Source organism: Variovorax paradoxus, from assembly GCF_009498455.1.
Taxonomy (GTDB): Bacteria; Pseudomonadota; Gammaproteobacteria; order Burkholderiales; family Burkholderiaceae_C; genus Variovorax; species Variovorax paradoxus_H.
Genome location: NZ_CP045644.1, coordinates 3,834,192 through 3,857,879 on the forward strand (window position 1 = coordinate 3,834,192; position 23,688 = coordinate 3,857,879).

A 23,688-nucleotide genomic window follows, 5' to 3' on the forward strand; every position below is an offset into this window, starting at 1 on the left:
CCTTCACAAAGGTCGCCTTGACAGTAATTGCCATGGCAGCTAATATTTTCCGCATGAGCGATGCCCCCATTTCCCCGGTTCCTCCGACCACCGACGAGGCCGTGCGCGCGCCCGTCGATTTCTATCGCGCCGAGGACTACCGCGCCGAAGAGAGCATCGGCTACCTCATGCGCCGCATCGTCACGTCCGTGGGCCAGACGGTCGGCACGCGCATGTGCGAACCCGGCAGCCCCACCTACCCGCAGTGGGTGCCGCTGTACAAGCTGCACGTTGGCGCCGCCACCACCGTGGCCGAACTCGCCCGCGCCTGCGAGCTCGACACCGGCGCCATGACGCGCCTGCTCGACCGCCTCGAAGCCAAGGGCCTGTGCCGCCGCGTGCGCTCGCTCGAAGACCGCCGCGTGGTCAACATCGAACTCACCGACGAAGGCCGCGCGGCCGCGAAGGAAGTGCCCTATGTGCTGAGCCGGGTGCAGAACGAGTACCTGGCCGGCTTCACCACCGAAGAATGGGAGCAGCTCAAGGACTACTTGCGCCGCATCCTCGACAACGCACAGGGCCTCGCGGCCCGTGGAGAGAAGAATGACTGAGTCTTTCGCCGTGCGCGCGCTGCGCCGCACGCCTGTCGTGGCCGCCGCATTGGCGGTGGTCGCGCTCGCCGGTTGCGCCGACATGGCCGGCATCGGCTCGCACGCCACGCTGCGCGATGCGTCCACGCTCGGCATCGCGGCCGACCCCGCGCGCGCCAATGTGCCCAGCCTCGACAGCCAGTGGTGGCAGGCCTTCGGCGACAGCCAGCTCAACGCGCTGGTCGACCAGGCCGTGGCCGGCAACCCGAACCTGCAGGTCGCGCGTGCGCGCCTTGTGCGCGCCCAGGCCTCGGCGGACATCGCTGGCGCGGCGCTGCTGCCCAAGGTCGGCGCCGACCTCAACCTGAACCGCCAGAAGTTCAACAGCAACTACATCTACCCGGCACCGCTCGGCGGCTCGACGCAGAACATCGGCCTGCTGCAGCTCGGCGCAAGCTGGGAGCTCGACTTCTTCGGCAAGAACCGCAGCGCACTCGACACCGCCCTCGGTGCGGCCAATGCCGCCGCAGCCGATGCCGATGCCGCGCGCGTGCTGCTTGCGAGCAACGTGGCGCGCAGCTACTTCCAATGGGCGCGCCTGAACGAACAGGTCGAGGTGGCCAGGCGCACGCTGGCCCAGCGCGACGAAACCTTCAAGCTGGTGCGCGACCGCGTCTCGGCCGGCCTCGACACCCGCCTCGAACTGCGCCAGAGCGAAGGCGGCCTGCCTGAAGCGCGCCAGCAGATCGAAGCGCTCAACGAGCAGATCGCGCTGCAGCAGCATGCGCTCGATGCGCTCGTGGGCCAGCCCAATGTGTCGGCCTCGCTCAAGCCGCCGGTGCTCGCCGGCGTGAAGCCGATGGCGCTGCAGGCGAACATTCCGGCCGACCTGCTGGGCCGCCGCGCCGACATCGCCGCCGCGCGCTGGCGCGTCGAAGCGGCGACCAGCGACGTGGCCAATGCCAAGACCCAGTTCTATCCCAACGTGAACCTCACGGCCTTTGCCGGCTTCCAGAGCTTGGGGCTAGGCAAGCTGCTCAAGTCGGGCAGTGAGCAGTGGGGCGTGGGCCCGGCCATCCACCTGCCGATTTTTGAAGGCGGGCGCCTGCGCGCCAACCTGCGCGGCAAGTCGGCCGACCTCGACGTGGCCATCGAAAGCTACAACGCCACGGTGCTCGACGCCGTGCGCGACGCGGCCGACCAGGTGTCGAGCGCGCAGTCGATCACGCGCCAGCAGACCGAGCAGCGCGCCGCGCAGACGGCCGCCGAAGGCGCCTACGACATTGCCGTGCAGCGCTACCGCGCGGGCCTGGGCAACTACCTCAACGTGCTGACCGCCGAAACCGCCGTGCTGGCCCAGCGCCGGCTCGCGGTCGACCTGGCGGCCCGCGCCCTCGACACGCAGGTGGGCCTGGCGCGCGCCCTGGGCGGCGGTTGGCAGCCACCCGCCACCGCCACGGCGTCGGCGCCGACGGCCGCCACCCAGAACTGATTTGCTGATCCGCCTTCTTCGGAAAGAACTCCATCATGAGCGATAACAACACTCCGACATCCGCTTCCATCCCGTCTTCCAACGCACCCACCACCGCAGCGCCCGAGGCGCCTGCAAGCAACGGCAAGCGCCGCCGCGCACTCACCGCCCTCACCGCCGTGGTGCTGGTCGCCGGTGGCGGCTGGGGCCTGTACGAATGGCTGGTCGCCAGCCACTACGAGAACACCGACAACGCCTACGTGCAGGGCAACGTCATCCAGATCACGCCGCAGATCGGCGGCACCGTCATGGCCATCGGCGCCGACGACACCGACTTCGTGAAGGCCGGTCAGCCGCTGGTGCAGCTCGACCCGGCCGACGCCAAGGTCGCGCTCGAGCAGGCCGAGGCCGCGCTCGCGCAGGCCGTGCGCCAGGTGCGCACGCTGTACGCCAACAACGGCTCGCTGGCCGCGCAGGTCACGCTGCGCCAGTCGGACATCGCCAAGGCCCAGAGCGACATCGCCAAGGCGCAGGACGACCTGCAGCGCCGCCGCGCGCTGTCGGGCAACGGCGCCGTGTCGAAGGAAGAACTCAACCACGCCGAGACGCAGCTGGCCAATGCCAAGAGCGCACTCGCCGCCGCACAGGCCGGCGTGGTCGCCGCGCGCGAGGCGCTGGCCAGCAACCAGTCGCTGACCGAAGGCACCAGCGTGCCCCAGCACCCCAGCGTGCTGGCCGCCGCGGCCAAGGTGCGCGAGGCCTACCTCGCCACGCAGCGCGTGGCCATGCCCGCACCGGTCGACGGCTATGTCGCCAAGCGCACCGTGCAGCTGGGCCAGCGCGTGGCCGCCGGCACGCCGATGATGTCGATCGTGCCGCTGCACCAGCTGTGGGTCGACGCCAACTTCAAGGAAGTGCAGCTGCGCAACATCCGCATCGACCAGCCCGTGAAGCTCACCGCCGACGTCTACGGCAAGAAGGTCGAGTACACCGGCAAGGTCGCCGGCCTGGGCGTGGGCACCGGCGCCGCCTTTGCGCTGCTGCCGGCGCAGAACGCCACCGGCAACTGGATCAAGGTGGTGCAGCGCGTGCCCGTGCGCATCGCGCTCGACCCCGAGCAGCTCAAGGCCAACCCGCTGCGCATCGGCCTGTCGATGGACGCCGAGATCGACATCACGCAGAAGACCGGCAAGATGCTGGCCGATGCGCCGCGCAGCACCGCCTTCGCGCAGACGCAGGTCTACAGCCAGCTCGACCGCGGCGCCGACGCCGAAGTGGAACGCATCGTGGCCGCCAACCTCGGCCGCGGCGCACCGACGGCGGCCGTGAGCCGCCCGGCCGCGGCCACCGCGGCACCGGCCGCGCACGTCGCCACGCAGGGCCAGCCGGGCTGATCGCAGCGCTGATTCGCTGAACCCTCACAGCCCGCGCCATGGCCACCGCTGCTCCCGCTTACATCGCGCACCCCCCGCTCGAGGGCTCCGCCCGCGTGTGGGGCACGGTCGCGCTGTCCGCCGCCACCTTCATGAACGTGCTCGACTCGTCGATCGCGAACGTGTCGCTGCCGGCCATCTCGGGCGACCTTGGCGTGAGCACCACGCAAGGCACCTGGGTCATCACCAGCTTCGCGGTGGCCAACGCCATCGCGGTGCCGCTCACGGGTTTCATGACCCAGCGCTTCGGTCAGGTGCGCCTGTTCATGGCCAGCGTGATCCTGTTCATGATCGCCTCGCTGCTGTGCGGCCTGGCGCCGAACATGACCACGCTGATCGCCTTCCGCGCGCTGCAGGGCTTCGTCGCGGGCCCGATGATTCCGCTGTCGCAGACGCTGCTGCTGTCGAGCTACCCGCGCGCCAAGGCCGGCCTGGCGATGGCGATGTGGTCGATGACCACGCTGGTCGCGCCGGTGATGGGGCCGCTGCTCGGCGGCTGGATCACCGACAACATCTCGTGGCCGTGGATCTTCTACATCAACATCCCGGTCGGCATCGTGGCCGCGGCCATCACCTGGACGCTGTATCACAAGCGCGAGAGCAAGACGCACAAGGTGCCGATCGACGCCATCGGGCTGGCGCTCCTGGTGCTGTGGGTGGGTTCGATGCAGCTCATGCTCGACAAGGGCAAGGAGCTCGACTGGTTCCACTCGGCCGAGATCGTCACGATGGCCGTGGTGGCCGTGGTCGGCTTCGCCTTCTTCCTGGTCTGGGAGCTGACCGACAAGCACCCGGTGGTCGACCTGTCGCTGTTCAAGCGCCGCAACTTCTGGTCGGGCGCGGTGGCCACCGCCATTGCCTACGGCCTGTTCTTCGGCAACGTGGTGCTGCTGCCGCTGTGGCTGCAGCAGTGGATGGGCTACACCGCCACGCAGGCGGGGATGATCATGGCGCCCGTGGGGATGCTGGCGATCTTCTTCTCGCCGGTGGTGGGCCTCACCGTGGCCAAGATCGACCCGCGCCGCTACGCGACCTTCTCGTTCCTGGTGTTCGCACTGGTGCTGTGGATGCGCTCGAACTTCAACACGCAGGCCGACTTCGTGACGATCATCATCCCGACGATCATCCAGGGCATCGCGATGGCGTTCTTCTTCATTCCGCTCGTGACTATCACGCTGTCGGGCCTCACGCCCGACCGCATCCCGGCCGCGTCGGGGCTGTCGAACTTCCTGCGGATCACGGCGGGCGCCATGGGCACCTCGATCGCCACCACGCTGTGGGACAGCCGCGCGGCGCTGCACCATGCGCAGCTCGTGGAGTCGGTGAACCCGGGCAACAGCGCGGCCACCAGCGCCATTGCGGGGCTGACGGGCAGCGGCTTCAGCACCGAGCAGGTGCTCGGGCAGATCAACCGCCTTGTCGATCAACAGGCGTTCATGCTCGCAACGAACGACATCTTCTATGCCTCGGCCGTGCTGTTCCTGCTGCTGATCCCGCTGGTGTGGCTGGCGCGGCCGCAAAAGGGCGGCGCGGGCGGCGACGCGGCCGCCGGCGCGCACTGACCTCGCACGGCCCGCGCGCATGGACCAGTTCACGGCCATGAAGGCGTTCCGCGCCGTCGTGGAGGCCGGCGGCTTCACCGCCGCGGCCGACGCGATGGACGTGTCGCACACGGTGGTCTCGCGCCACGTCAAGCAGCTGGAAACCGCGCTGGGCGTGCAGCTGCTCAACCGCACCACGCGCCGCTTCGCGCTCACGCAGGCCGGTCAGACCTACTACGAACACACACGGCAGATCCTCGACCAGGTCGAGACGGCCGCGCTGATCGTGGCGCAGCACCAGGTCGAGCCCACCGGCCTGCTGCGCATCAACGCGCCGATGTCCTTCGGACTGGAAGAGCTGGCGCAGTGGCTGCCGGCGTTTCTCGACACGCACCCGCAGGTCAAGGCCGACCTGGTCTGCAACGACCGTTTTGTCGATCTGATCGAAGAGGGCTTCGACGTCGGATTGCGACTGGCGTATGCACTCTCGGATTCGACGCTGATCGTCAAGCGCCTCGCCAGCTTCGAGGAGTGGTGGGTGGCATCGCCCGCCTACCTGCAGCGGCGCGGCACCCCGCAGACGCCCGCCGACCTGGCGGCGCACGACTGCCTGAACTACTCATTGGCCGCGAAGGCCGCACAGCCCAGCTTCACCGCGCCGGACGGCAGCGTCCACACGGTGGATGTCGGCGGGCGGTTGCAGGCCAACAGCGGGATCGCGCTGCGCAGCGCCGCGCTGGCGGGCACGGGGCTGGCGGCGTCGCCGGCGTTCCTCGTGCGTGCCCATGTCGCGCGCGGCGAGCTGGTGCGCGTGCTGCCCGGGTTCCGCCAGCAGCCGCTGAACCTGTACGCGCTCTATCCGCAGAACCGGCACCTGTCGCCGAAGGTGCGCGCCTTCGTCGATTTCGCTGCTGCGCGCTACCTGCCCGCGGACGGGCAGGGCGGCGACTGAGGCCGTTCAGGCACCCGCCTCCAGCAGCCGCAACACCTCGTCGGTCGAACGCACCTCGGCCACCACATCCGACACGCCACGCAGCGCCGCGCGATGCAGTTCGCGGTGGCTCAGCACGCCGCCTTCCTCCAGGTCGAGGTCGCGCGTCGCGCAGGCATCGCCCACGATGAGGCTCTGGTAGCCGCGCGGTGCGGCATCGAACGCGGTGGCCGACACGCACATGTGCGTCATGAGGCCCGTGAGGATCAGCGTCGTGATGCCGCGCGCCTGCAGCTCGGCCTCGAGCGCGGTGCCCGCGAAGGCGCTCGGCGTCGCCTTGCGCAGCACCGTGTGCTGCGGCGCCGGGTGCAGCGCGTCGTGGATGCCGAAGGCGTGGCTGCCGTCCGCGAAGATCGGGCTGTCGGCGGGCGCCACGTGCTGCACATGGAACACCGACATCGCATGCCGGTCGGCGGCATCGATCAGGCGCCGCGCCTGGCGCAGGGCGGCCCCTCCGTCGGGGATGGGCATGCGCCCGTCGAAATACTCGTTCTGGAAATCGATCGCGATCAGCGCCGTGCTGGCGGGGTCAAGGCGACTCGTGGGCACGGCGCCGGTGAGGCTGCGGATGCTGGGGTGCTTCATGCGTTCTCTGCGTGAGTGAAAGAAGGCCTGAAGCGTAGGCAGCCCGCGCGCTGCGGGGTAGAGGCGCCGCCGCACAAGATTTGTGCGGATCGTGACGCGGCGGCCGACGCGTACTGGTCGATTGGACCTGCGAGCGATTGGTCGCTCGGCAACCCCCGTGCGCCCTAGGCGTTCGACGGGCTCGGGCCGTTCAGCTCTTGTCGAACACGCGCCGATAGCGCACGTGGCCGCCCAGTTCTCGCCGCGTCTTGTTGGTCACGAGACGCACAGCGCCGCTGGTCACGATGTCCTCCATCGCCAGCAACTGTTCGCGGTCGGCGTCGGTGAGTTCGGGGAATTCGCCAGGGTGCGTTTTCTGGTACTCCCACACACGCCGCTCCAGGTCAGAGAGTGATCGTGCTTCGTCCATTGGCGGCGGAGGCTGATGCTCTGGGTTGAGGGGCAGGGTGAGCGTCGCGCTCGTGTGCTTGAGCCAGGCGATGTGTCCCCGCGTGACCTCCATCTTCTGCTTGATCTGCTTGATCTTCTCTTCGCGATCAAAGGCCGTCACCGGCCCCACCATGTAGAAAGACGCATGAGAGTCGTGCACCATCTCGTCGAAAAAGCGATCAACGGCTGCGGGCAGCTTGGTGGTGGACGCGTTTGTCAAGAACTCGGCGTAGATGCGCAGGAAGTCCTTCTGTGCGGCAGAGAGGCCCGACTTCCCCGCAGACAACGGCGCGAGATCGGACTCCCTTTTTTCTCGCAAAAGTGCGGCAGCGGCGTCCGATGCAAAGTCGGAGTCGCTTTCGCGGATGTCGATGCGGTCCTGTGCATTGGCACGCTGGTAACTTGGAAGCTTGACCACTTGGCCCATGTGAAGCAGCCGCCAGCGCCAGTACAGTTGCATATGCCCGTGCTGTGCGGCTTCAATGCCGCCGCCCACTCGGCTGCGGGCTGTCCACACTCGGTAAGCGTTGAACAGGTCAATGCTTTCGGTGTCAATCTCCAGATCTGCGACGGTGTTTTTCCCGCCCTCGACCTTGAGAAGCTCTGCTGTGCTCAACAACGGAACCGCACTGAGGCGCGCCTCGTTGTACATGTCCAGCAACGGCATCTGAGAAAGCAGTTTGGCACGTGAGCCCACGGCCTTTCCTTGGCAACCGGGGTCATACCCGCCGCCCACATTCGAGTGGGCGCCCGGGTATACCTTCTCGATGCAGTTGGGCGGATATCTGTTGTCGCTCGTTCGCCCGGTCGAGAGTGGGAAATTGATACGTATCTCGTGCGCTGCGCACAAGTGCACCGTACGCTCCACGCTGGGCACGATGTCCAGTGTGCCGTTGGCCCACCCGCCAAGACCCCGCCAGAAAGGCGAGCTGTCAGCCAAGCCGACGGACGCGACCGAATCGAAAAGTCCCAGAAACTGAAGGCGAAACGGAACCTCCGCCAGCGTGTAGCTGCCGTTCTTCTCTTTCAGGAGCAGGTGGTGCAAGAAGTGGCAGAACGCTCGCGCCTGCGCTGCGCCGCGCGAGAAACCGAATACCGAGAGATTGACCTGCAGCAGCTTCTTCGGAGGCTTGCTTTGCAGGGCTTTTTGCAGTTCCCCGAGCTTGCCACCGGGAACCGCATTTAAACCGGTTGCGCGGCCGACGAAGTAGACCCGTTTGCCGGGCATGTTGGGGCTGGTGCTTCCATCGACGTGCAGCGGTTGGTGCGTGGCCAAATGCCCTGCGTCTTTATCGCTCACAAGCAGTTCGCCCACCACGGATTGATGCATCGCATTGAGCAATTGAATCAGTGCCCAATTGATGCGGGCATCGCCGCCTGTAGCCTTGGCCTTGCCGTCCGGCGTTTCTGTTTTTTCCCCGATCTCTTCGAAGGGCGTGCCCACGCCTGGGACGTAGATCCGGTGGTAGCCGTTTTTCCGGTCTTCCCGGAAAGCGTCGTGCAGCACGACCACATTGCTGTGGCTGCACTTGTTGTGGGCGTTGGGATCCTTGGCCAGTACATCCAATTGGTCGCGTTTCTTGTTGTTGTTGGTGCCGTCAAAAAAAATGCCGACGTGGATCATGGATCCGCAGAGCGAAGCCTTGTCATTGCGGTCGACGCAGCCAGCGGCTGCTGCACGCTGCACCTGCTCTTTAAGGCTCAGACGGCGTTCACCGGGCAACGGGGCTGGAATGGGTTGGACTGACATATTGGGATCTCCCTGTTTTTCTTTCCGCTTATTCGGTGCTTTGCGGCTTTTCCGGGTAGGCCATGCCCGAAGGGTGTTTCTCGTGGTCCAGGTCATAGTTGGTGACGTACACCTTGATGGCATCGTTCGGCAAGAAGAACACTTGAGCTCGGCCACCTTCCTTGCCGTAACGCTCAAGAGGCACCGTCTTGTGCAGCGTGCGTTCTTTCCAGCAGCACTGGGTTTCCTCTTGAAGCGTCATGCTCTTTCGCTTCTCCCACGGTTCGGTGTAGTGGCCGATCGCCCAGCCAACATTGACCGTCAATCCGGGACGCCACTCAGCTGGCAGCGATACGCAGCACGAAACGGAACCACCGCCACCGTATGGTGGGAGGTTGGAGCCGGGGTGGTCGTTCACGCTGTAGCCCTGTACCCCTTCGCTGGTGAAGTTGTAGCCCGTGATGCCCACGATCATGGGCTCTGGCGGCTTTGGCTGTTGGGGCTCGCAACCGCCCGCTCCTGCAAGCAGCAAGCAGATCGCGGCTGTGCGTAGCAGCCATCTCGCAAACAGTCGAACAGGCATGGTTCTATTACCCCCTGGCTTCGTCATTTTTCGACCTCCGGTTTTTCCGGGTAGGCCATGCCCGAGGGGTGTTTCTCGTGCCCCAGGTCGTAGTCGGTGACGTACACCTTGATGGCGTCGTTCGGTAAGAAGAACACTTGAACTCGGCCCCCTTTCTTGCCGTAGCGCTCAAGAGGAACGGTCTTGTGTAGCGTGCGTTCCGTGGAGCAACACTCGATCTGCTGTCGGATAGTCAAATGCTTGCGGGTCTCGTAGGGTGTCGTCCATCGCCCCATCGTCCAGTGAACGGTAACCACGAGATCTGGGCTCCACTCCGCAGGCAACGACACGCAGCACGAAACGGAGCCACCGCCGCCGTATGGCGGGAGGTTGGAGCCGTAGTGGTCGTTCACGCTGTACCCCTGTACCCCTTCACTGGTGAAGTTGTAGCCCGTGATGCCCACGATCATGGGCTCCGGTGGCTTTGGCTGTTGGGGCTCGCAGCCGCTTGCGCCAAGTAGCAGCAGACAAGCCGCGACCAGACGCAGCCACCCAGCGACATGCGGTAGCTCGGAAAGAAAATTCGTCATGTGGATCTCGTTGAGAGGGAGCGCATCAGCCTCTTCGGGTGCCCATAACGGGAGGCTTGGCCTGACGTGCTGCAATGGTCTGCCGGAAATTCTCGATCGCATACCACTCGCCGTCGCCCCAGCGTTCGATGCGCTGGCCCAGGCTGGGGGCGCCGGAGCGCATGTCGAGCCATGTTTGCCCGAGTTCGTTCAGCATTTCAAAACCGTCGGGAACATCCAGGGCGAGCGCTGCGAAAACCACTTGATCGGGCAAACGCTGGAGTCCCAGTGCTTCGGCACGCGCAATGATTTTTTCCAGCCACGAATGGAGTTCGCTCGAACGCCGAGGGGTGTGAGATTCCGGGAGTGCGCGGCGCAGTTCCGCATGCAGGAGATCGGCTTCGGCATCTTCCAGCAACGCTGCATATTGCGCATCATCTATACGGCAACTCTCAGCAGGAACGGGAGAGGCGGGCCCGCCGTCCGAGCGCACCACGCGAAGCGCACACGCCCGGTCGAACCAGACCCATTCCTTGACTGCCCCCTGCAAGATGGCATGCTGCTCGGGACGCAGATGCTGGATCACGCTGGGCAACACGCGGGTATCGCCGACGCGCAGATAGAGTGGCAAATCGTCCTCTGCGACCACGGCGGTCAACCAAGTCAGCGTGCATGTCAAAAGCGCGAGTGAATCTTCTGTGCGCGCGAAGCTCAGTCCAGGTTTTCCCGACAGGGCAAGGCGCAAGGACTCTGCGGAGTCCTTCTCGACCAGATGGGACAGCGGCCACAGCAAGAGGCCCAGTTCTTCATAGTCGGCCAATGCCGTGTTATCGAACGCGCGAACGGGATCGCCGTAGATGGCTTGCAAACGCGTCAAGCCCTCCGCACCAAGAATGGCGCCGTCTACGACCGCCCATATCGTGTCCCTGGGCGCCTTGGACGCGACTCGCTGATGCCATTCCACGAGGGATTGAATTTTTTCGACCGGCAGCGGGTCTTGCAGGTACACGCGTTCCATCAGCGGCGCCCCATCGGCGAAGCCGCGGCCAAGGCCTTGAGCAGGCACTCCTTGCAAACCGCCTCGGCGAACTTGAACTCTGGCAAGGGTAGGCTCCGAGGGCCGAGCAGCGAATGCGTGGTGGCATGCTCGACCCATGCACCTTTGGTCCCGTGCGTGATGCCTTCCGCCTTCCAGTGGCTGAAACTACCGCCGCCGTTGACAATGACTTCTTCCTTGGCGGTGATTTCGATGCGGTTGGCGGTGAGGGTGATATCCAGCTTGGCGAGCAGCTTGAGATTCTTCTCCAGTGCCTGGATGTCGATGTCAGCCTGGGCCGCGACCAAGCGCATGCCGGCCTTGTAGGCAAACAAACGAATCGCACCCTTCACGCTTGCGAACAAGCTGGCACCTGCACTCAGGCTGGTATGCCGGGCGCTGGTCAGCGCGATATGTTCTCCGCTGGCCACATGCGTGCTGCCCGGTGTGCTGGTTTCGATGCCAGCTGGGCTTGCCAGTACCAGATGCGGTGCGCCCAGTTCGGGGAAGCCGGCCTCGTTGCCAGCCCGTGACCCGAGTCCGGCAATGTCTTCGTTCTGCGATTTCAGGACAGCGGTGACATCGCTCTGGTCGCTGCCCGTGTCTTGCGCTCTGGCTTGTTGCGCGGCATCCGCAAGGCTCTCATGCTGCTCGCGGGCCTGCGTGAGACGGGTGATCGTCTCGCCGAGATCCTTGACATGCCTCATGGCATTGTTTCGCGCCTCGGTGGTAATGAGCAGGCCGTCCTTGGCGCGAATCGCCCCATGTCCATCGGTGCGGAGTTCAAAGCCTTCGCCCCTGGCGTCTTTGCGGCCGGCGTTGTCTTCGACGCGGGTGATGTGACCCAGGCTCAACGAACTGTGCTGGTGATCACTCTTGAGTTGCGCCTGGATCTTTCCATGGGTGTCGTCCAGCACCATGTGGTTGCTGCGCCCGGCTGCGCTGTTGCCGCCGCCTTCGGTGAGTTCTCGGCTTCTGAAGCCCGACAATGCGCTTTGCTCCGGCAACCGCCAGGGCGGCGTGTTCATCTGGTTGGGCACGCGTCCGGTGCAGATCGGGAGATCGGGGTCTCCACCGTAGAACTCGACAATCACTTCCTGCCCGATGCGTGGCAAGTGGATGCCACCCAACTGATTACCAGCCCAAGGCGAACTGACACGCAGCCAGCAACTGCTGTGCTGGTTCTTTTGGCCGAATCGATCCCAGGGGAATTGAACCTTGATGCGGCCGAGATCATCGGTCCACAGGTTCTCGCCTTCGGGGCCAACCACCAGTGCGGGTTGCGGGCCACCAGTCTTTGGCTTGGCGCGTACCGGGATCGGCCGCAAGGGCTGACTCGTCGGATGGGCCGTGAAGTCGACGTGCACCTGCCATTGCTGTTGTCGCTCTCGTGTGGCATCCCGGTTCTGGCTGTCTTGCCCAACGTTTTCGATGACGAAATGGGTGTCGAGGACGAGGTGCTCGGTGTTGGCTCTCTCGCGTGGGTGCCTGCGCAACCGGAACGTGCGGCCTGGCACGATGCTGCGCAGATTGCCGCTGGCCTGTGCGCGCTCGCCGTGCGTGCGCAGGGTCTGCATCCGCAGCAGGGCGATCAGCCGGCCTTCGTCTTGAGGATCGTTGGATTCGGCAATGCCGGCGCGAGGTTGGGCATAGTGACTCCCGGCGTGGTCGGCGTGCCACTCGTAGACCTCGCCTTCGGCCTGACCAGTCGGTCGGGGGGCCTTGCGCCCTGCGCTCAAGTCGGCCCGTGGTCGGGTGTAGTCATAGTCGCGGGTGGCGTATTGACCGCTTGTGAGATGGCTGTGGGGAACGAAGCTGCTGATGTACTCGGCATCGGTCTTCCAGCCGGGCGCGTGGTACTCGATCTCGTGGTAAGCCTCGCTGTCGGCCGGCCTGTAGGCGCCCATGGCGTCGCTCAGGATCAGCCGATGCTTGTCTGCGGAATGCTCGAAGTGATAGCTCAGACCCCATTCCTCGCACAGGCGGCTGAAGAAATCGAAGTCCGTCTCGTTGAATTGAGTTTGAAAATCACGAGGTGGATAGGTCTCGAACAGGCGCTTGTCGACAGGGAATGGATAGTCGGCCAGTAGTTCGTCGAGGATCTGGACAACGGTCATGTCCTGGAAGATCTTGCAGTTGGTCGTCAGGGTGGCCAAATGCAGCCAGGGACGAAGCGTCAGCTTGTACTGGACGTGTCGGCCTTCCTCGCCCCAAACGGAAGCATCGGTGATCAGGGCATTGATCTGCCGCACGCCGGATCCGATGTGATCGGTGTCCGAGCCCGTGGCGCCGAAAGAGCGGGTTCCGGAGCCGTCGAGTTCGATCATGCAGTTGATCTCGCGACCGATCAACGCATCGAGGTCGAAGTTGGCCGCCTCGCTCGCGCCGAGATTCAGGGCATCGGGTGTCTTGAGAAGCAACTCATAGGCGAACAGGCTGTTCATGCCTTCCTGGCCCGCGAGCCGTATGGGGGCCAGCGTCGGAACGCCGTCAAACAATGGAATGGCGGTGCTGGAAATGGAGAGGGTGTGAGGCACGTGCGGCAGACCGGGGTGAGGAGTCTGCGGAGTCTGCTGCCCCCGCCGTTCCGGTTCTGCAAACAATGGTGAAACACCCGGCATGTCAGGAGCTTGGCTCAGCGGATTGCGAAAAATTCACGCGACTCGGCATCGCGGGGCGCACAAGAGGCCCAAACGCGAGGTCGGCTAGCAGAAGCTACGGCGACTGGAGAGCGGTCTACTGCATGCCGTGGCCCAGCGCCCTCAACACGTCATGGCACGCGCCCATCGTGTGGTAATCGGTCTTTCCGGCCGGGCTCTTCTCGTCGCTGATCTTCGCGTTCTGCGGCGTGAGGACCCGGTACCACGCACCGTGCGTGTGGTCGACGAAATGGTCCCAGCTGTAGGCCCAGATCCGGTCGTACCAGTCCCAGTAGCCCGCGTCGCCCGTGCGCGCCGCGAGCAGGGCGGCGGCGGCGAAGCTTTCGGCCTGCACCCAGAAGTACTTGTCGCCGTCGCACACCGCGCCGTCGGGCCCGAAGCCGTAGACCAGTCCGCCATGCGTGGTGTCCCAGCCGCGCTGCATCGCGGTGTCGAAGAAGTGGCGCGCGCGCGGCACGATCCATTCGGTGCCGGGCGCGTCGGGGCCCAGGTGGCTGTCGAGCTGAAGCAGCAGCTTGGCCCACTCGGTGAGGTGACCGGTCTGGAAACCCCAGGGCCGGAAGATGTTGGTCTTGTCGCCGCGGTTGTAGTCCCAGTCGACCGACCAGTCCTCGCGGTAGTGCTCCCACACCAGCCCGTCGGCGAGCGCGGCCTGCCGGCCCGTGATGCTTTCGGCCAGCGTGCGTGCACGCTCGAGGTAGAAGGGCTCGCGCGTGGCGTCGTAGGCCGCGAGCATCGCCTCGCAGGCGTGCATGTTGGCGTTCTGGCCGCGGTAAGGGCCGACCTGCCAGCTTGGCGTGGCCTCGTCGGCGTACAGCTGGTGCGCGGGCTCCCAGAAATGCTGTTCCATCAGGTCGCGCGTGCGCGCGAGGCCGGCGCGCGCTTCCTCGACGCCGGCCATCAGCGCATGCGCGTGCGCGAGCAGCACGAAGGCCAGGCCGTAGCAGTGCTGCGTGCCGTCCTGCACGGTGGCTTGATGGCCATCCCAGTCGATCTGCCATGCATAGCCACCATTCGGCTGCGCATGCGCGGTCTGCAAAAACGTGAGGCCGTGCCGCACCGCCGCGAGGTCGTCGGGCTGGCCGAAGCGGCGCCACGCCATCGCGTGGTTGAACACGAAGCGCGTGCTGCTCACGAGGTGGCGCGTGCGGCGGTCGTACACCGTGCCGTCGTCCTTGAAGAAATGGAAGAAGCCGCCCGAGGCATCGCGGCTGCGCGGCGCATAGAACGCCAGCGTGTGTGCGATGTGGCCTGTGAGGAATTCGGGCGAGCGGAAGTTCGGCTGGTTCGGCATGGCGGTGATGGATTCAATCCGGGTGAAAGAGCATCGTTGCAGTGCAGCGAGCGCGCAAGTTTTTCGCGAAGGGCGCATGCATGGTCGAGCGCCTCATGCCTGTGCGCGTGCAGGCATCGCGCGTTCGCAGGTGTGCGTGTTGCAGTGCGCAATGTCGTCGGGACGACAGTCGCTCGCGCAGAGGCCGCGCACTCTGTGAATGGTTGCAGTGCAGCATAGGCATTTGCCCCAGTATGCAATTGCATAGCGGCCCCCAACAATCGGTCCGCGCTCGATGGTGGCGCGTTGAGATGGACCGCATGACCGATTTCTTTTTTCCGCACACGGACGACGCCGCGAGATGAGCGACGTCATTCTTGAAACACGCCAGCTCACCAAGGAATTCAAGGGATTCACCGCGGTCAGCAAGGTTGACCTCTCGGTGAAGCGCGGCTCGATCCACGCGCTCATCGGCCCCAACGGTGCCGGCAAGACGACCTGCTTCAACCTGCTCACGAAGTTCCTCGAGCCGACCGCCGGCACGATCCTGTTCAACGGGCACGACATCACGGGCGAACGCCCGGCGCAGATCGCGCGACGCGGCGTGATCCGCTCGTTCCAGATCTCCGCGGTGTTCCCGCACCTCACGCTGCTCGAGAACGTGCGCCTGGGCCTGCAGCGCAAGCTCGGCACCTCGTACCACTTCTGGAAGAGCGAGAAGTCGCTCAAGCCGCTCGATGCGCGCGCCCGCGAACTGCTCGCCGAGGTGGGCCTCGAAGACCTGGCCGACGAACAGACCGTGAACCTGCCCTACGGCCGTAAGCGCGCGCTCGAGATCGCCACCACGCTGGCCATGGAACCCGAACTGATGCTGCTCGACGAACCCACGCAGGGCATGGGCCACGAAGACGTGCACCGGGTGGCCGAGCTCATCAAGCGCGTGTCGGCCGGACGCACCATCCTGATGGTCGAACACAACATGAGCGTGGTCTCGACCATTGCCGACACCATCACGGTGCTGCAGCGCGGCGCCGTGCTGGCCGAAGGCCCGTACGCCGAAGTCTCGAAGAACCCGCAGGTGATGGAGGCCTACATGGGCACCACCGACGGCCAGATGCAGGGGGCGCACTGATGACCGCTGCATTGGAGATCAAGGGCCTGCAGGCCTGGTACGGCGAATCGCATGTGCTGCACGGCGTCGACATGGTCGTGCAGCCGGGCGAAGTCGTCACGCTGCTGGGCCGCAACGGCGCGGGCCGCACGACGACGATGCGCGCCGTGATGGGACTCACCGGCGCCCGCAAGGGCAGCATCAAGGTCAACGGCGTCGAGACCATCTCGATGGCGACGCACCGCATCGCGCACCTGGGCATCGGCTACTGCCCCGAAGAGCGCGGCATCTTCGCCAGCCTCTCGTGCGAAGAAAACCTGATGCTGCCGCCCGAGCTGAAAGGCGCGGGGCCGGGCATGTCGGTCGACGAGATCTACGCCATGTTCCCCAACCTCGCGGAGCGCCGCCACAGCCAGGGCACGCGCCTGTCGGGCGGCGAGCAGCAGATGCTGGCCGTGGCGCGCATCCTGCGCACCGGCGCCAAGCTGTTGCTGCTCGACGAGATTTCCGAAGGCCTGGCGCCGGTCATCGTGCAGGCGCTGGCCCGCATGATCACCACGCTGCGCGCCAAGGGCTACACCATCGTCATGGTCGAGCAGAACTTCCGCTTCGCCGCGCCGCTGGCCGACCGTTTCTACGTGATGGAGCACGGCCGCATCGTCGAGAAATTCGGTGCGTCCGAACTCGAAGCCAAGATGCCCGTGCTGACCGAGCTGCTCGGCGTCTGAGTTCTTTCACCCCTTCTTGCTACTGCCGGAGACATCCATGAAAAATCAGCTCACCGCTTTCGCCCTGGCTTTCACTGCACTGGCGCTCGCAGCGTCCGCGCAGGCGCAAGGCCAGGACAAGATCAAGATCGGCTTCATCACCGACATGTCGAGCCTGTACGCCGACCTCGAAGGCAAGAACGGCGCGCTGGCGATCCAGATGGCCATCGACGACTTCGGCGGCAAGGCGGCCGGCAAGCCGGTCGAGCTGCTCACGGTCGACCACCAGAACAAGCCCGACATCGCCGCCTCGAAGGCGCGCGAGTGGATCGACACGCAAGGCCTGAGCATGGTCTTCGGCGGCACCAACTCGGGCGTCGGCCTGGCGCTGGCCAAGGTCGCGGCCGAGAAGAAGCGCGTGTACTTCAACAACGGCGCGGCCTCGTCGGTGCTCACCAATGAACAGTGCTCGCCCTACACCGTGCACTACGCCTACGACACCGTCGCGCTCGCCAAGGGCACCGGCGCCGCGGTGGTCGACGGCGGCGGCAAGACCTGGTTCTTCCTGACGGCCGACTACGCCTTCGGCCATGCGCTCGAAGCCGACACCTCCACCGTCGTGAAGGCCAAGGGCGGCACGATCGTCGGCGCGGTGCGCCACCCGCTCAACGCGTCCGACTTCTCGTCGTTCCTGCTGCAGGCGCAGAACTCCAAGGCGCAGATCCTCGGCCTGGCCAATGCGGGCGGCGACACCGTCAACAGCATCAAGGCGGCGAAAGAATTCGGCATCGGCAAGACCATGAAGCTGGCCGGCCTGCTGATCTTCCTGAGCGACGTGCACAGCCTGGGCCTGAAGAACACCGAAGGCCTGCAGTTCACCACCAGCTGGTACTGGGACCTGAACGACGAGACCCGCAAGTTCTCCAAGCGCTTCTTCGACAAGACCAAGCGCATGCCCACCGAAATCCAGGCCGCCGACTACTCGGCCACCATGACCTACCTCAAGGCCGTGGACGCGGCCAAGACCGACGATGCCGACAAGGTCATGGCCGAGCTCAAGAAGATGAAGATCAACGACTTCTTCGGCTCCGGCCAGATCCGTCCCGACGGCCGCTACGTGCACGACATGTACCTGATGCAGGTCAAGTCGCCCGCCGAATCGAAGACGCCGTGGGACTACTACAAGCTCGTGAAGAAGCTGCCCGGCGACACCGTGTTCACGACCAAGGCCGAGTCCAAGTGCACGCTCTGGAAGTGACACCACCGAACACCCCACAGGAACACCATTCATGAAGACCACCACATTCGCTCTCTCCGCCGTTTTCGCCGCCGCCGTGCTGGCCGCCGGTGCCGCCCAGGCGCAGGACAAGGTCAAGATCGGCTTCATCACCGACATGTCGAGCCTGTACGCCGACGTCGAAGGCAAGAACGGCGCGCTGGCGATCCAGATGGCCATCGACGACTTCGGCGGCAAGGTCAACGGCATGCCCATCGAGCTGCTCACGGCCGACCACCAGAACAAGGCCGACATCGCCGCCTCGAAGGCGCGCGAGTGGATCGACACGCAGGGCCTGACCATGCTGTTCGGCGGCACCAGCTCGGGCACCGGCCTGGCCATGGCCAAGGTGGCGCACGAGAAGAAGCGCGTCTTCATCGTCAACGGCGCGGGCAGCTCGGCGCTCACCAACGAACAGTGCACGCCCTACACCGTGCACTACGCCTACGACACCGTGGCACTCGCCAAGGGCACCGGCTCGGCCGTGATCGGCCGCGGCGACAAGAGCTGGTACTTCCTGACGGCCGACTACGCCTTCGGCCAGGCGCTCGAAGCCGACGCGACCAAGGTCGTGAAGGAAAAGGGCGGCACCGTCCTGGGCAGCGTGAAGCACCCGCTGAACACGTCCGACTTCTCGTCGTTCCTGCTGCAGGCGCAGAACTCCAAGGCGCAGGTGCTGGCGCTGGCCAATGCCGGCGGCGACACCATCAACAGCATCAAGGCCGCGAAAGAGTTCGGCATCACCAAGAACATGAAGATGGTGGGCCTGCTGGTGTTCGTGACCGACGTGCACAGCCTGGGCCTGAAGAACACCGAAGGCCTGCTGCTCACCACCAGCTGGGACTGGAACCTCGATGACAAGACGCGCGCCTTCGGCAAGCGCTTCTTCGAGAAGACCAAGCGCATGCCCACCGACATCCAGGCCGCCGACTACTCGGCCACCATGACCTACCTGAAGGCCGTGCAGGCCTCCAAGACGGTCGATGCCGACAAGGTCATGGCCACGCTCAAGTCCACGCCCATCGACGACTTCTATGCCAAGGGCAACATCCGCGCCGACGGCCGCTTCGTGCACGACATGTACCTGGTGCAGGTCAAGTCGCCGGCCGAATCCAAGCAGCCGTGGGATTACTACAAGGTGATCCAGAAGCTCAAGGGCGAAGAAGTCTTCACGACCAAGGCCGAAAGCCGCTGCGCCCTCTGGAAGTGACCTCCCGCGGGCGTCCTTGCGGCGCCCGGGTTCGTTGAAACGCTTATGAACATTTCCCTTCCCGCCTTGTTGAGCCAGCTCCTTCTGGGGCTGGTCAACGGCTCGTTCTACGCCATCCTGAGCCTCGGGCTGGCGGTGATCTTCGGTTTGCTCAACGTCATCAACTTCGCGCACGGCGCGCTGTTCATGCTCGGGGCCGTCCTCACCTGGATGGCCATGGAGTACCTGGGCGTCAACTACTGGGTGATGCTGATCGCCGCGCCGATCCTCATCGGCCTGTTCGGCGTGGTCATCGAGCGGTTGCTGCTGCGCTGGATCTACAAGCTCGATCACCTCTACGGCCTGCTGCTCACGCTGGGCCTCACGCTGCTGATCGAAGGCGTGTTCCGCTCGGTCTACGGCGTGTCGGGGTTGCCCTACGACGCGCCCGACGCGCTGTCGAGCGCCACCGACCTGGGCTTCATGGTGCTGCCCAACTACCGCGCCTGGGTGGTCGTGGCGTCGCTGGTGATCTGCTTCGCGACCTGGTACGTGATCGAGAAGACCCGCCTGGGCGCCTACCTGCGCGCCGGCACCGAGAACCCGCGGCTCGTGGAAGCCTTCGGCGTCAACGTGCCGCTGATGATCACGCTGACCTACGCCTTCGGCTGTGCGCTCGCCGCCTTCGCCGGCGTGCTGGCCGCACCGGTGATGCAGGTGTCGCCGCTGATGGGGCAGAACCTCATCATCGTGGTCTTCGCAGTGGTCGTGATCGGCGGCATGGGCTCCATCATGGGCGCCATCCTCACGGGCCTGGGCCTGGGCGTCATCGAAGGGCTCACCAAGGTTTTCTATCCCGAGGCTTCCTCGACGGTTGTGTTCGTGATCATGGTCATCGTGCTGTTGATTCGCCCCGCCGGCCTGTTCGGCAAAGAGAAGTAAGGCGAACGGCATGAACATGAAAAAAATCTCCACTGTCGTCTACGCCTTGCTGCTGGTGGCCCTGGTGCTGGCGCCGTTCTTCGGTGCCTACCCGGTGTTCGTGATGAAGCTCATGTGCTTCGCGCTGTTCGCCGCGGCCTTCAACCTGCTGCTGGGCTACACGGGCCTGCTGTCCTTCGGCCATGCGGCCTTCCTGGGTGGCTCCGCGTACGTGGCGGGCCACGCCATCAAGGTCTGGGGCCTCACGCCCGAGCTGGGCCTCATTGCGGGCACGCTCACCGGCGCCTTGCTGGGCTGGCTGTTCGGCGTGCTGGCCATCCGGCGCCAGGGCATCTACTTCGCGATGATCACGCTGGCGCTCGCGCAGATGATGTTTTTCGTCGCGCTGCAGGCCAAGTTCACGGGCGGCGAAGACGGCCTGCAGGGCGTGCCGCGCGGCAAGCTCTTCGGCGTCATCGACCTGTCGAACGACCTCACCATGTACTACGTGGCGCTGGTCGTCGTCGTGCTGGCCTTCCTGCTGATCGTGCGCACCATCCACTCGCCCTTCGGGCAGGTGCTCAAGGGCATCAAGGAAAACGAGCCGCGCGCGCTCTCGCTGGGCTACGACGTGGGCCGCTTCAAGCTGCTGGCTTTCGTGATCTCGGCCGCGCTGTCGGGTCTGGCCGGTTCGCTCAAGACGCTGGTGCTGGGCTTTGCCACGCTGTCCGACGTGCACTGGACCGCTTCGGGCCAGGTCATCCTGATGACCTTGGTCGGCGGCCTGGGCACGCTGTCGGGTCCCATCGTGGGTTCGGCGGTGGTGGTGTTGCTGGAAAACAAGATCGGCGAACTCGGCAGCTTCCTGGCGCGCGTCACGACCATCGACTGGTTCAACACGCTGGGCGAGTCGGTCACCATGGTCACGGGCCTGATCTTCGTGATCTGCGTGCTGGCCTTCCGCAAGGGCATCATGGGCGAGATCATCGCCTTCATCGATCGGCGTCGCGCGAAGTAGCGACGCAGGCGCCATGACGGCGGCAGACGGTGCCCGCGAGCATCGTCTGCGCCGTCAGGGCGTCAAAGCGAGGTGGTTACCCTCCCTGCGGTGCCACCGCTTGTGCCCCCTGTGCGCGGGGCGCAGAATTTGGCTCCCACTTCGAGGAGCCGGCCATGGCCCTTCCGTACTTTGTCCTCACACCCGATCGGCGCGAAACGCCGCTCAACGTGCTCGGCACGCAGGTGACGGTGCTGGCGTCGAACGCCTCGACGCAGAGCTACGGCGTCACCTTCCAGCGCGGTGACGAAGGCACGGGCCCACCGCCGCACAGCCACGACTGGGACGAGTCGTTCTACGTGCTCGGCGGCGAGGTCGAGTTCCACTGCGACGGCCAGGCTCACCGGTGCGAGCCCGGCACGCTGGTGCATGTGCCGCGCGGCACGGTGCATGGCTTTCACTACGGCAAGGGCGGCGGCCAGATGCTCGAGATCACCGGGAAGGACGCGATGGCCGCGCAGATGTTCACCGCGATCGACCGCGAGATCCCGGTGGGGCCGGCGCCGGACATTCCGAAGCTGCTGGCCGTGCTGGAGCGCAATGGCGTGACGGTCTCCGCATGAGTCGTGCCCCTCATCGGCACTGACAAGCCGACCCTGTCCAAAACCACCGGTTCCCGTGGCGACGCCGCATGCAGCGCTCGGCACAATCATCCGCACCCGGCCGCACAGGCCCACACCGACAAGAAGATGGAGGAGACCCCCATGCGCAGACGACTGCTCGCACTTTTCATGGCGCTCGCGCTGACGGGGTGCATGACCCCGCCGACGCTGCCGCCGGATGCCGGCAAGCTCGCGAAGGGCGCCAAGGTCGGCCTGCTCGTCCGGATGCCCGCATCCGCGGAACACATGCATGTGGGCACGACCGTCTTCAACAACTTCTCGACCCCGTACCCGTTCCCCTGGAACCCCACGGCCAAGGTCTACGAGGCCTTCACGTCGGAGCTCGAGAAGGCGGGCTTCCAGGTGGTTCGGTTGACGAGCTTTGCCACGACCTCCGTCAACGCGCTGGCCATCTTCAAGGACGGTCGCTGGATCGCGAATCCTGCGCAGGCGTGGGCTGCACGCAAGCTGAAGGAGGATCAGATCTCCGCGGTGGTCCTCGTCGAGGCGACGCGAACGCAGGCGCGCATGGAGTGCATCGGGGGCCCCTGCGACGAGAGCTTCATGCAGAACTCGGGCCTCTTCACGCGCGGCATGCTCGCGTCGACGCGGTACTTCGCGGTGCCCGCGATCGAAGCCAAGGTCTTCGTCATGGACCCGCCGCTGAACCTCGCGGCCTACGAGCCGATGCTCTCCCAGCAGCGGCAACGGGTGCGGCAACTGAAGGATTTCCAGGAACCGCGCGACCTCAAGCGGCTGAGCAGCACCGAGCTTGCGCCGGTTGCTTCGGCGATCGACGGCTACGTCCGCGCGCTGTCGCGCAACACGGCGCAAGCGTTGAGCCAGGGCGTGAAGTAGCCCATCGCGCTGTGCTTCGGCTCACAACCGCAGCGGCGCCGCATACCCCGTCATCTCGAGGTACCCGCGCCCCACGCGCTTGCCTTGCTGCGCATCGCGCAGCTCGCTCAAGCCTTCCCAGTACACGCCGCCCGTGGAGCCGCGGCTGTCCAGTTCCTGGTCGTCGAGCAGCGCCTGCACCTCGAAGCGGCCCGCGGGCGTGTCGATGCGCCAGTGCGTGGGGTAGCTCGCGCGGGTGCGCGGGCTGCTCCAGCTGCGCAGGGCGTCGAAGCGCACGTCGCCGGGCTGGAAGATGCGCGCCGCGCCGCCGCGCGGGCGGAACGAGCCACCGGACCACAACGCGCTGCCGTCGCGGCGGCGCAGGTGGAAGGCGGTGAGCGCGCTGCCGTCGTCGAGGTTCATGCCGATCCAGTCCCAGCCCACGGCCTCGGGATGCATCAGCGCTTCGCTCCATTCATGGTCGAGCCACGCGGTGCCGGCGATCTCGAACGGGGCCTGGCCCTGCAAGGTGAGGCGGCCTTGCGCCTGCAGCTGCGGTTCGCTGTAGTAGTAGCTCGCCTGCTCGGGGTCGGGGCCTTTGCGCGACAGGCCTTCGCGGCCCTGCAGCAGCACCGGCTGCGACGGCGCAAAGCGCAGGTCGAGCGTGAACTCGCCGGCCGGGATGCGCGCGGTGTAGGCGCCGCTGCCGGCATCGCGCACCAGCGACCAGTCGCGCAACCGCACGTCGGTGTCGGTTTCGCTGGCCGAGGCCACGTCGAAGCCCGCGCGGGCGATGCGCTGGTCGTGCCGCAGCACGCGGCCTTCGAGGTCGGTGACGGCGGCGTGCGCGAACACCAGCTGCTTGGCGGCGAAAGCCGAGCGCATGGCCTGCGTGGCGTCGACGCGCGAGCGGAAGAAGGTCACCTGGAAGCCGAACGCGCGGCCCGCGGCGGTTTGCCCGTGGCCGGTGATGTACCACCACTCGGTGCGCAGCTCGGGGTGGCTGCCGAAGTCGCGCGGAAACTGCAGCGCCTTCGCGGGCAGGGCCCATCCGGCGTGCGGCGCGCCCGAGGCGGCCAGCGCGGCCAGCAGCAACAGCTGCCGCCGCGCGATGAGGCCGCCGGGTGCGCGCGTGGACAT

At 65.8% G+C, this 23,688-nt stretch carries 21 protein-coding genes; 13 read left to right on the forward strand and 8 right to left on the reverse strand.

Features of this window, described 5'->3' with window-relative positions; translation table 11 throughout:
• Window positions 1-53 precede the first annotated feature (53 nt).
• The 5 genes from GFK26_RS17480 to GFK26_RS17500 are packed head-to-tail and all read left to right on the forward strand — an operon-like array spanning window position 54 to window position 5,966.
• Window positions 54-590, forward strand: coding sequence for a MarR family winged helix-turn-helix transcriptional regulator (locus GFK26_RS17480; RefSeq protein WP_153283067.1), 537 nt, complete (start codon window positions 54-56; stop codon window positions 588-590).
• Window positions 583-2,061, forward strand: a complete 1,479-nt coding sequence (locus tag GFK26_RS17485; RefSeq protein ID WP_153283068.1) for an efflux transporter outer membrane subunit — start codon at window positions 583-585, stop codon at window positions 2,059-2,061. Before GFK26_RS17480 ends, GFK26_RS17485 begins: the two co-directional genes overlap by 8 nt.
• Before the next feature lie 35 nt (window positions 2,062-2,096).
• Window positions 2,097-3,434 (forward strand): efflux RND transporter periplasmic adaptor subunit, encoded by a 1,338-nt coding sequence (locus GFK26_RS17490; RefSeq protein ID WP_153283069.1) that lies wholly within the window; start codon window positions 2,097-2,099, stop codon window positions 3,432-3,434.
• Window positions 3,435-3,472: 38 nt separating this feature from the next.
• Window positions 3,473-5,035 (forward strand): DHA2 family efflux MFS transporter permease subunit, encoded by a 1,563-nt coding sequence (locus GFK26_RS17495; protein WP_153283070.1) that lies wholly within the window; start codon window positions 3,473-3,475, stop codon window positions 5,033-5,035.
• A gap of 19 nt (window positions 5,036-5,054) precedes the next feature.
• The gene (locus tag GFK26_RS17500) at window positions 5,055-5,966 is read left to right on the forward strand and encodes a LysR family transcriptional regulator (protein ID WP_153283071.1); all 912 of its coding nucleotides are present in this window, start codon (window positions 5,055-5,057) and stop codon (window positions 5,964-5,966) included.
• 6 nt (window positions 5,967-5,972) lie between these two features.
• On the opposite strand, the gene GFK26_RS17505 is transcribed toward GFK26_RS17500, so the two are convergent.
• From GFK26_RS17505 to GFK26_RS17535, 7 genes are all read right to left on the reverse strand, one after another.
• Window positions 5,973-6,590: a cysteine hydrolase family protein gene (locus tag GFK26_RS17505; protein ID WP_153283072.1), complete on the reverse strand. Its 618-nt coding sequence runs from the start codon at window positions 6,588-6,590 to the stop codon at window positions 5,973-5,975.
• 190 nt (window positions 6,591-6,780) lie between these two features.
• Window positions 6,781-8,769, reverse strand: coding sequence for a T6SS phospholipase effector Tle1-like catalytic domain-containing protein (locus tag GFK26_RS17510; RefSeq protein ID WP_194273897.1), 1,989 nt, complete (start codon window positions 8,767-8,769; stop codon window positions 6,781-6,783).
• Between the two features lie 28 nt (window positions 8,770-8,797).
• On the reverse strand, window positions 8,798-9,223 hold the full coding sequence (locus GFK26_RS17515) for a DUF3304 domain-containing protein (protein ID WP_228121674.1): 426 nt from the start codon (window positions 9,221-9,223) through the stop codon (window positions 8,798-8,800).
• A gap of 131 nt (window positions 9,224-9,354) precedes the next feature.
• Complete coding sequence (locus GFK26_RS17520) at window positions 9,355-9,900, reverse strand: DUF3304 domain-containing protein (RefSeq protein WP_153283075.1); 546 nt, start codon at window positions 9,898-9,900, stop codon at window positions 9,355-9,357.
• 25 nt (window positions 9,901-9,925) lie between these two features.
• Window positions 9,926-10,897, reverse strand: coding sequence for a DUF4123 domain-containing protein (locus GFK26_RS17525; protein WP_153283076.1), 972 nt, complete (start codon window positions 10,895-10,897; stop codon window positions 9,926-9,928).
• On the reverse strand, window positions 10,897-13,452 hold the full coding sequence (locus tag GFK26_RS17530; protein WP_194273898.1) for a type VI secretion system Vgr family protein: 2,556 nt from the start codon (window positions 13,450-13,452) through the stop codon (window positions 10,897-10,899). The genes GFK26_RS17525 and GFK26_RS17530 overlap by 1 nt, the downstream gene beginning before the upstream one ends.
• Window positions 13,453-13,651: 199 nt before the next feature.
• A complete protein-coding gene (locus GFK26_RS17535; protein WP_153283078.1) occupies window positions 13,652-14,869 on the reverse strand; it encodes an AGE family epimerase/isomerase in 1,218 nt (405 codons plus the stop codon).
• 340 nt (window positions 14,870-15,209) lie between these two features.
• Here GFK26_RS17535 and GFK26_RS17540 point away from each other — a divergent pair, with 340 nt between their 5' ends.
• From GFK26_RS17540 to GFK26_RS17575, 8 genes are all read left to right on the forward strand, one after another.
• Complete coding sequence (locus tag GFK26_RS17540; protein ID WP_099790985.1) at window positions 15,210-15,980, forward strand: ABC transporter ATP-binding protein; 771 nt, start codon at window positions 15,210-15,212, stop codon at window positions 15,978-15,980.
• On the forward strand, window positions 15,980-16,687 hold the full coding sequence (locus GFK26_RS17545; RefSeq protein ID WP_153283079.1) for an ABC transporter ATP-binding protein: 708 nt from the start codon (window positions 15,980-15,982) through the stop codon (window positions 16,685-16,687). The genes GFK26_RS17540 and GFK26_RS17545 overlap by 1 nt, the downstream gene beginning before the upstream one ends.
• A gap of 37 nt (window positions 16,688-16,724) precedes the next feature.
• The gene (locus tag GFK26_RS17550) at window positions 16,725-17,924 is read left to right on the forward strand and encodes an ABC transporter substrate-binding protein (RefSeq protein WP_153283080.1); all 1,200 of its coding nucleotides are present in this window, start codon (window positions 16,725-16,727) and stop codon (window positions 17,922-17,924) included.
• A gap of 31 nt (window positions 17,925-17,955) precedes the next feature.
• Window positions 17,956-19,152: an ABC transporter substrate-binding protein gene (locus GFK26_RS17555; RefSeq protein ID WP_153283081.1), complete on the forward strand. Its 1,197-nt coding sequence runs from the start codon at window positions 17,956-17,958 to the stop codon at window positions 19,150-19,152.
• Between the two features lie 45 nt (window positions 19,153-19,197).
• Window positions 19,198-20,073: a branched-chain amino acid ABC transporter permease gene (locus tag GFK26_RS17560; RefSeq protein WP_101489724.1), complete on the forward strand. Its 876-nt coding sequence runs from the start codon at window positions 19,198-19,200 to the stop codon at window positions 20,071-20,073.
• Between the two features lie 10 nt (window positions 20,074-20,083).
• The gene (locus tag GFK26_RS17565) at window positions 20,084-21,070 is read left to right on the forward strand and encodes a branched-chain amino acid ABC transporter permease (RefSeq protein WP_194273899.1); all 987 of its coding nucleotides are present in this window, start codon (window positions 20,084-20,086) and stop codon (window positions 21,068-21,070) included.
• Between the two features lie 155 nt (window positions 21,071-21,225).
• Window positions 21,226-21,672 (forward strand): cupin domain-containing protein, encoded by a 447-nt coding sequence (locus GFK26_RS17570; RefSeq protein ID WP_153283082.1) that lies wholly within the window; start codon window positions 21,226-21,228, stop codon window positions 21,670-21,672.
• A gap of 3 nt (window positions 21,673-21,675) precedes the next feature.
• Window positions 21,676-22,569 carry a hypothetical protein gene (locus GFK26_RS17575; RefSeq protein ID WP_228121675.1) on the forward strand — a complete coding sequence of 298 codons (894 nt, stop codon included), beginning with the start codon at window positions 21,676-21,678 and terminating at the stop codon, window positions 22,567-22,569.
• Window positions 22,570-22,590: 21 nt separating this feature from the next.
• On the opposite strand, the gene GFK26_RS17580 is transcribed toward GFK26_RS17575, so the two are convergent.
• Window positions 22,591-23,688, reverse strand: coding sequence for a lipocalin-like domain-containing protein (locus GFK26_RS17580; protein ID WP_153283083.1), 1,098 nt, complete (start codon window positions 23,686-23,688; stop codon window positions 22,591-22,593).

Excerpts from the sequence above, each read along its gene's own strand:
- GFK26_RS17480 (WP_153283067.1), top strand. The coding sequence starts at position 54 with ATGAGCGATGCCCCCATTTCCCCGGTTCCTCCGACCACCGACGAGGCC.
- GFK26_RS17485 (WP_153283068.1), top strand. The coding sequence starts at position 583 with ATGACTGAGTCTTTCGCCGTGCGCGCGCTGCGCCGCACGCCTGTCGTG.
- GFK26_RS17490 (WP_153283069.1), top strand. The coding sequence starts at position 2,097 with ATGAGCGATAACAACACTCCGACATCCGCTTCCATCCCGTCTTCCAAC.
- GFK26_RS17495 (WP_153283070.1), top strand. The coding sequence starts at position 3,473 with ATGGCCACCGCTGCTCCCGCTTACATCGCGCACCCCCCGCTCGAGGGC.
- GFK26_RS17500 (WP_153283071.1), top strand. The coding sequence starts at position 5,055 with ATGGACCAGTTCACGGCCATGAAGGCGTTCCGCGCCGTCGTGGAGGCC.
- GFK26_RS17505 (WP_153283072.1), bottom strand. The coding sequence starts at position 6,590 with ATGAAGCACCCCAGCATCCGCAGCCTCACCGGCGCCGTGCCCACGAGT.
- GFK26_RS17510 (WP_194273897.1), bottom strand. The coding sequence starts at position 8,769 with ATGTCAGTCCAACCCATTCCAGCCCCGTTGCCCGGTGAACGCCGTCTG.
- GFK26_RS17515 (WP_228121674.1), bottom strand. The coding sequence starts at position 9,223 with ATGATCGTGGGCATCACGGGCTACAACTTCACCAGCGAAGGGGTACAG.
- GFK26_RS17520 (WP_153283075.1), bottom strand. The coding sequence starts at position 9,900 with ATGACGAATTTTCTTTCCGAGCTACCGCATGTCGCTGGGTGGCTGCGT.
- GFK26_RS17525 (WP_153283076.1), bottom strand. The coding sequence starts at position 10,897 with ATGGAACGCGTGTACCTGCAAGACCCGCTGCCGGTCGAAAAAATTCAA.
- GFK26_RS17535 (WP_153283078.1), bottom strand. The coding sequence starts at position 14,869 with ATGCCGAACCAGCCGAACTTCCGCTCGCCCGAATTCCTCACAGGCCAC.
- GFK26_RS17540 (WP_099790985.1), top strand. The coding sequence starts at position 15,210 with ATGAGCGACGTCATTCTTGAAACACGCCAGCTCACCAAGGAATTCAAG.
- GFK26_RS17545 (WP_153283079.1), top strand. The coding sequence starts at position 15,980 with ATGACCGCTGCATTGGAGATCAAGGGCCTGCAGGCCTGGTACGGCGAA.
- GFK26_RS17550 (WP_153283080.1), top strand. The coding sequence starts at position 16,725 with ATGAAAAATCAGCTCACCGCTTTCGCCCTGGCTTTCACTGCACTGGCG.
- GFK26_RS17555 (WP_153283081.1), top strand. The coding sequence starts at position 17,956 with ATGAAGACCACCACATTCGCTCTCTCCGCCGTTTTCGCCGCCGCCGTG.
- GFK26_RS17560 (WP_101489724.1), top strand. The coding sequence starts at position 19,198 with ATGAACATTTCCCTTCCCGCCTTGTTGAGCCAGCTCCTTCTGGGGCTG.
- GFK26_RS17565 (WP_194273899.1), top strand. The coding sequence starts at position 20,084 with ATGAACATGAAAAAAATCTCCACTGTCGTCTACGCCTTGCTGCTGGTG.
- GFK26_RS17570 (WP_153283082.1), top strand. The coding sequence starts at position 21,226 with ATGGCCCTTCCGTACTTTGTCCTCACACCCGATCGGCGCGAAACGCCG.
- GFK26_RS17580 (WP_153283083.1), bottom strand. The coding sequence starts at position 23,688 with ATGTCCACGCGCGCACCCGGCGGCCTCATCGCGCGGCGGCAGCTGTTG.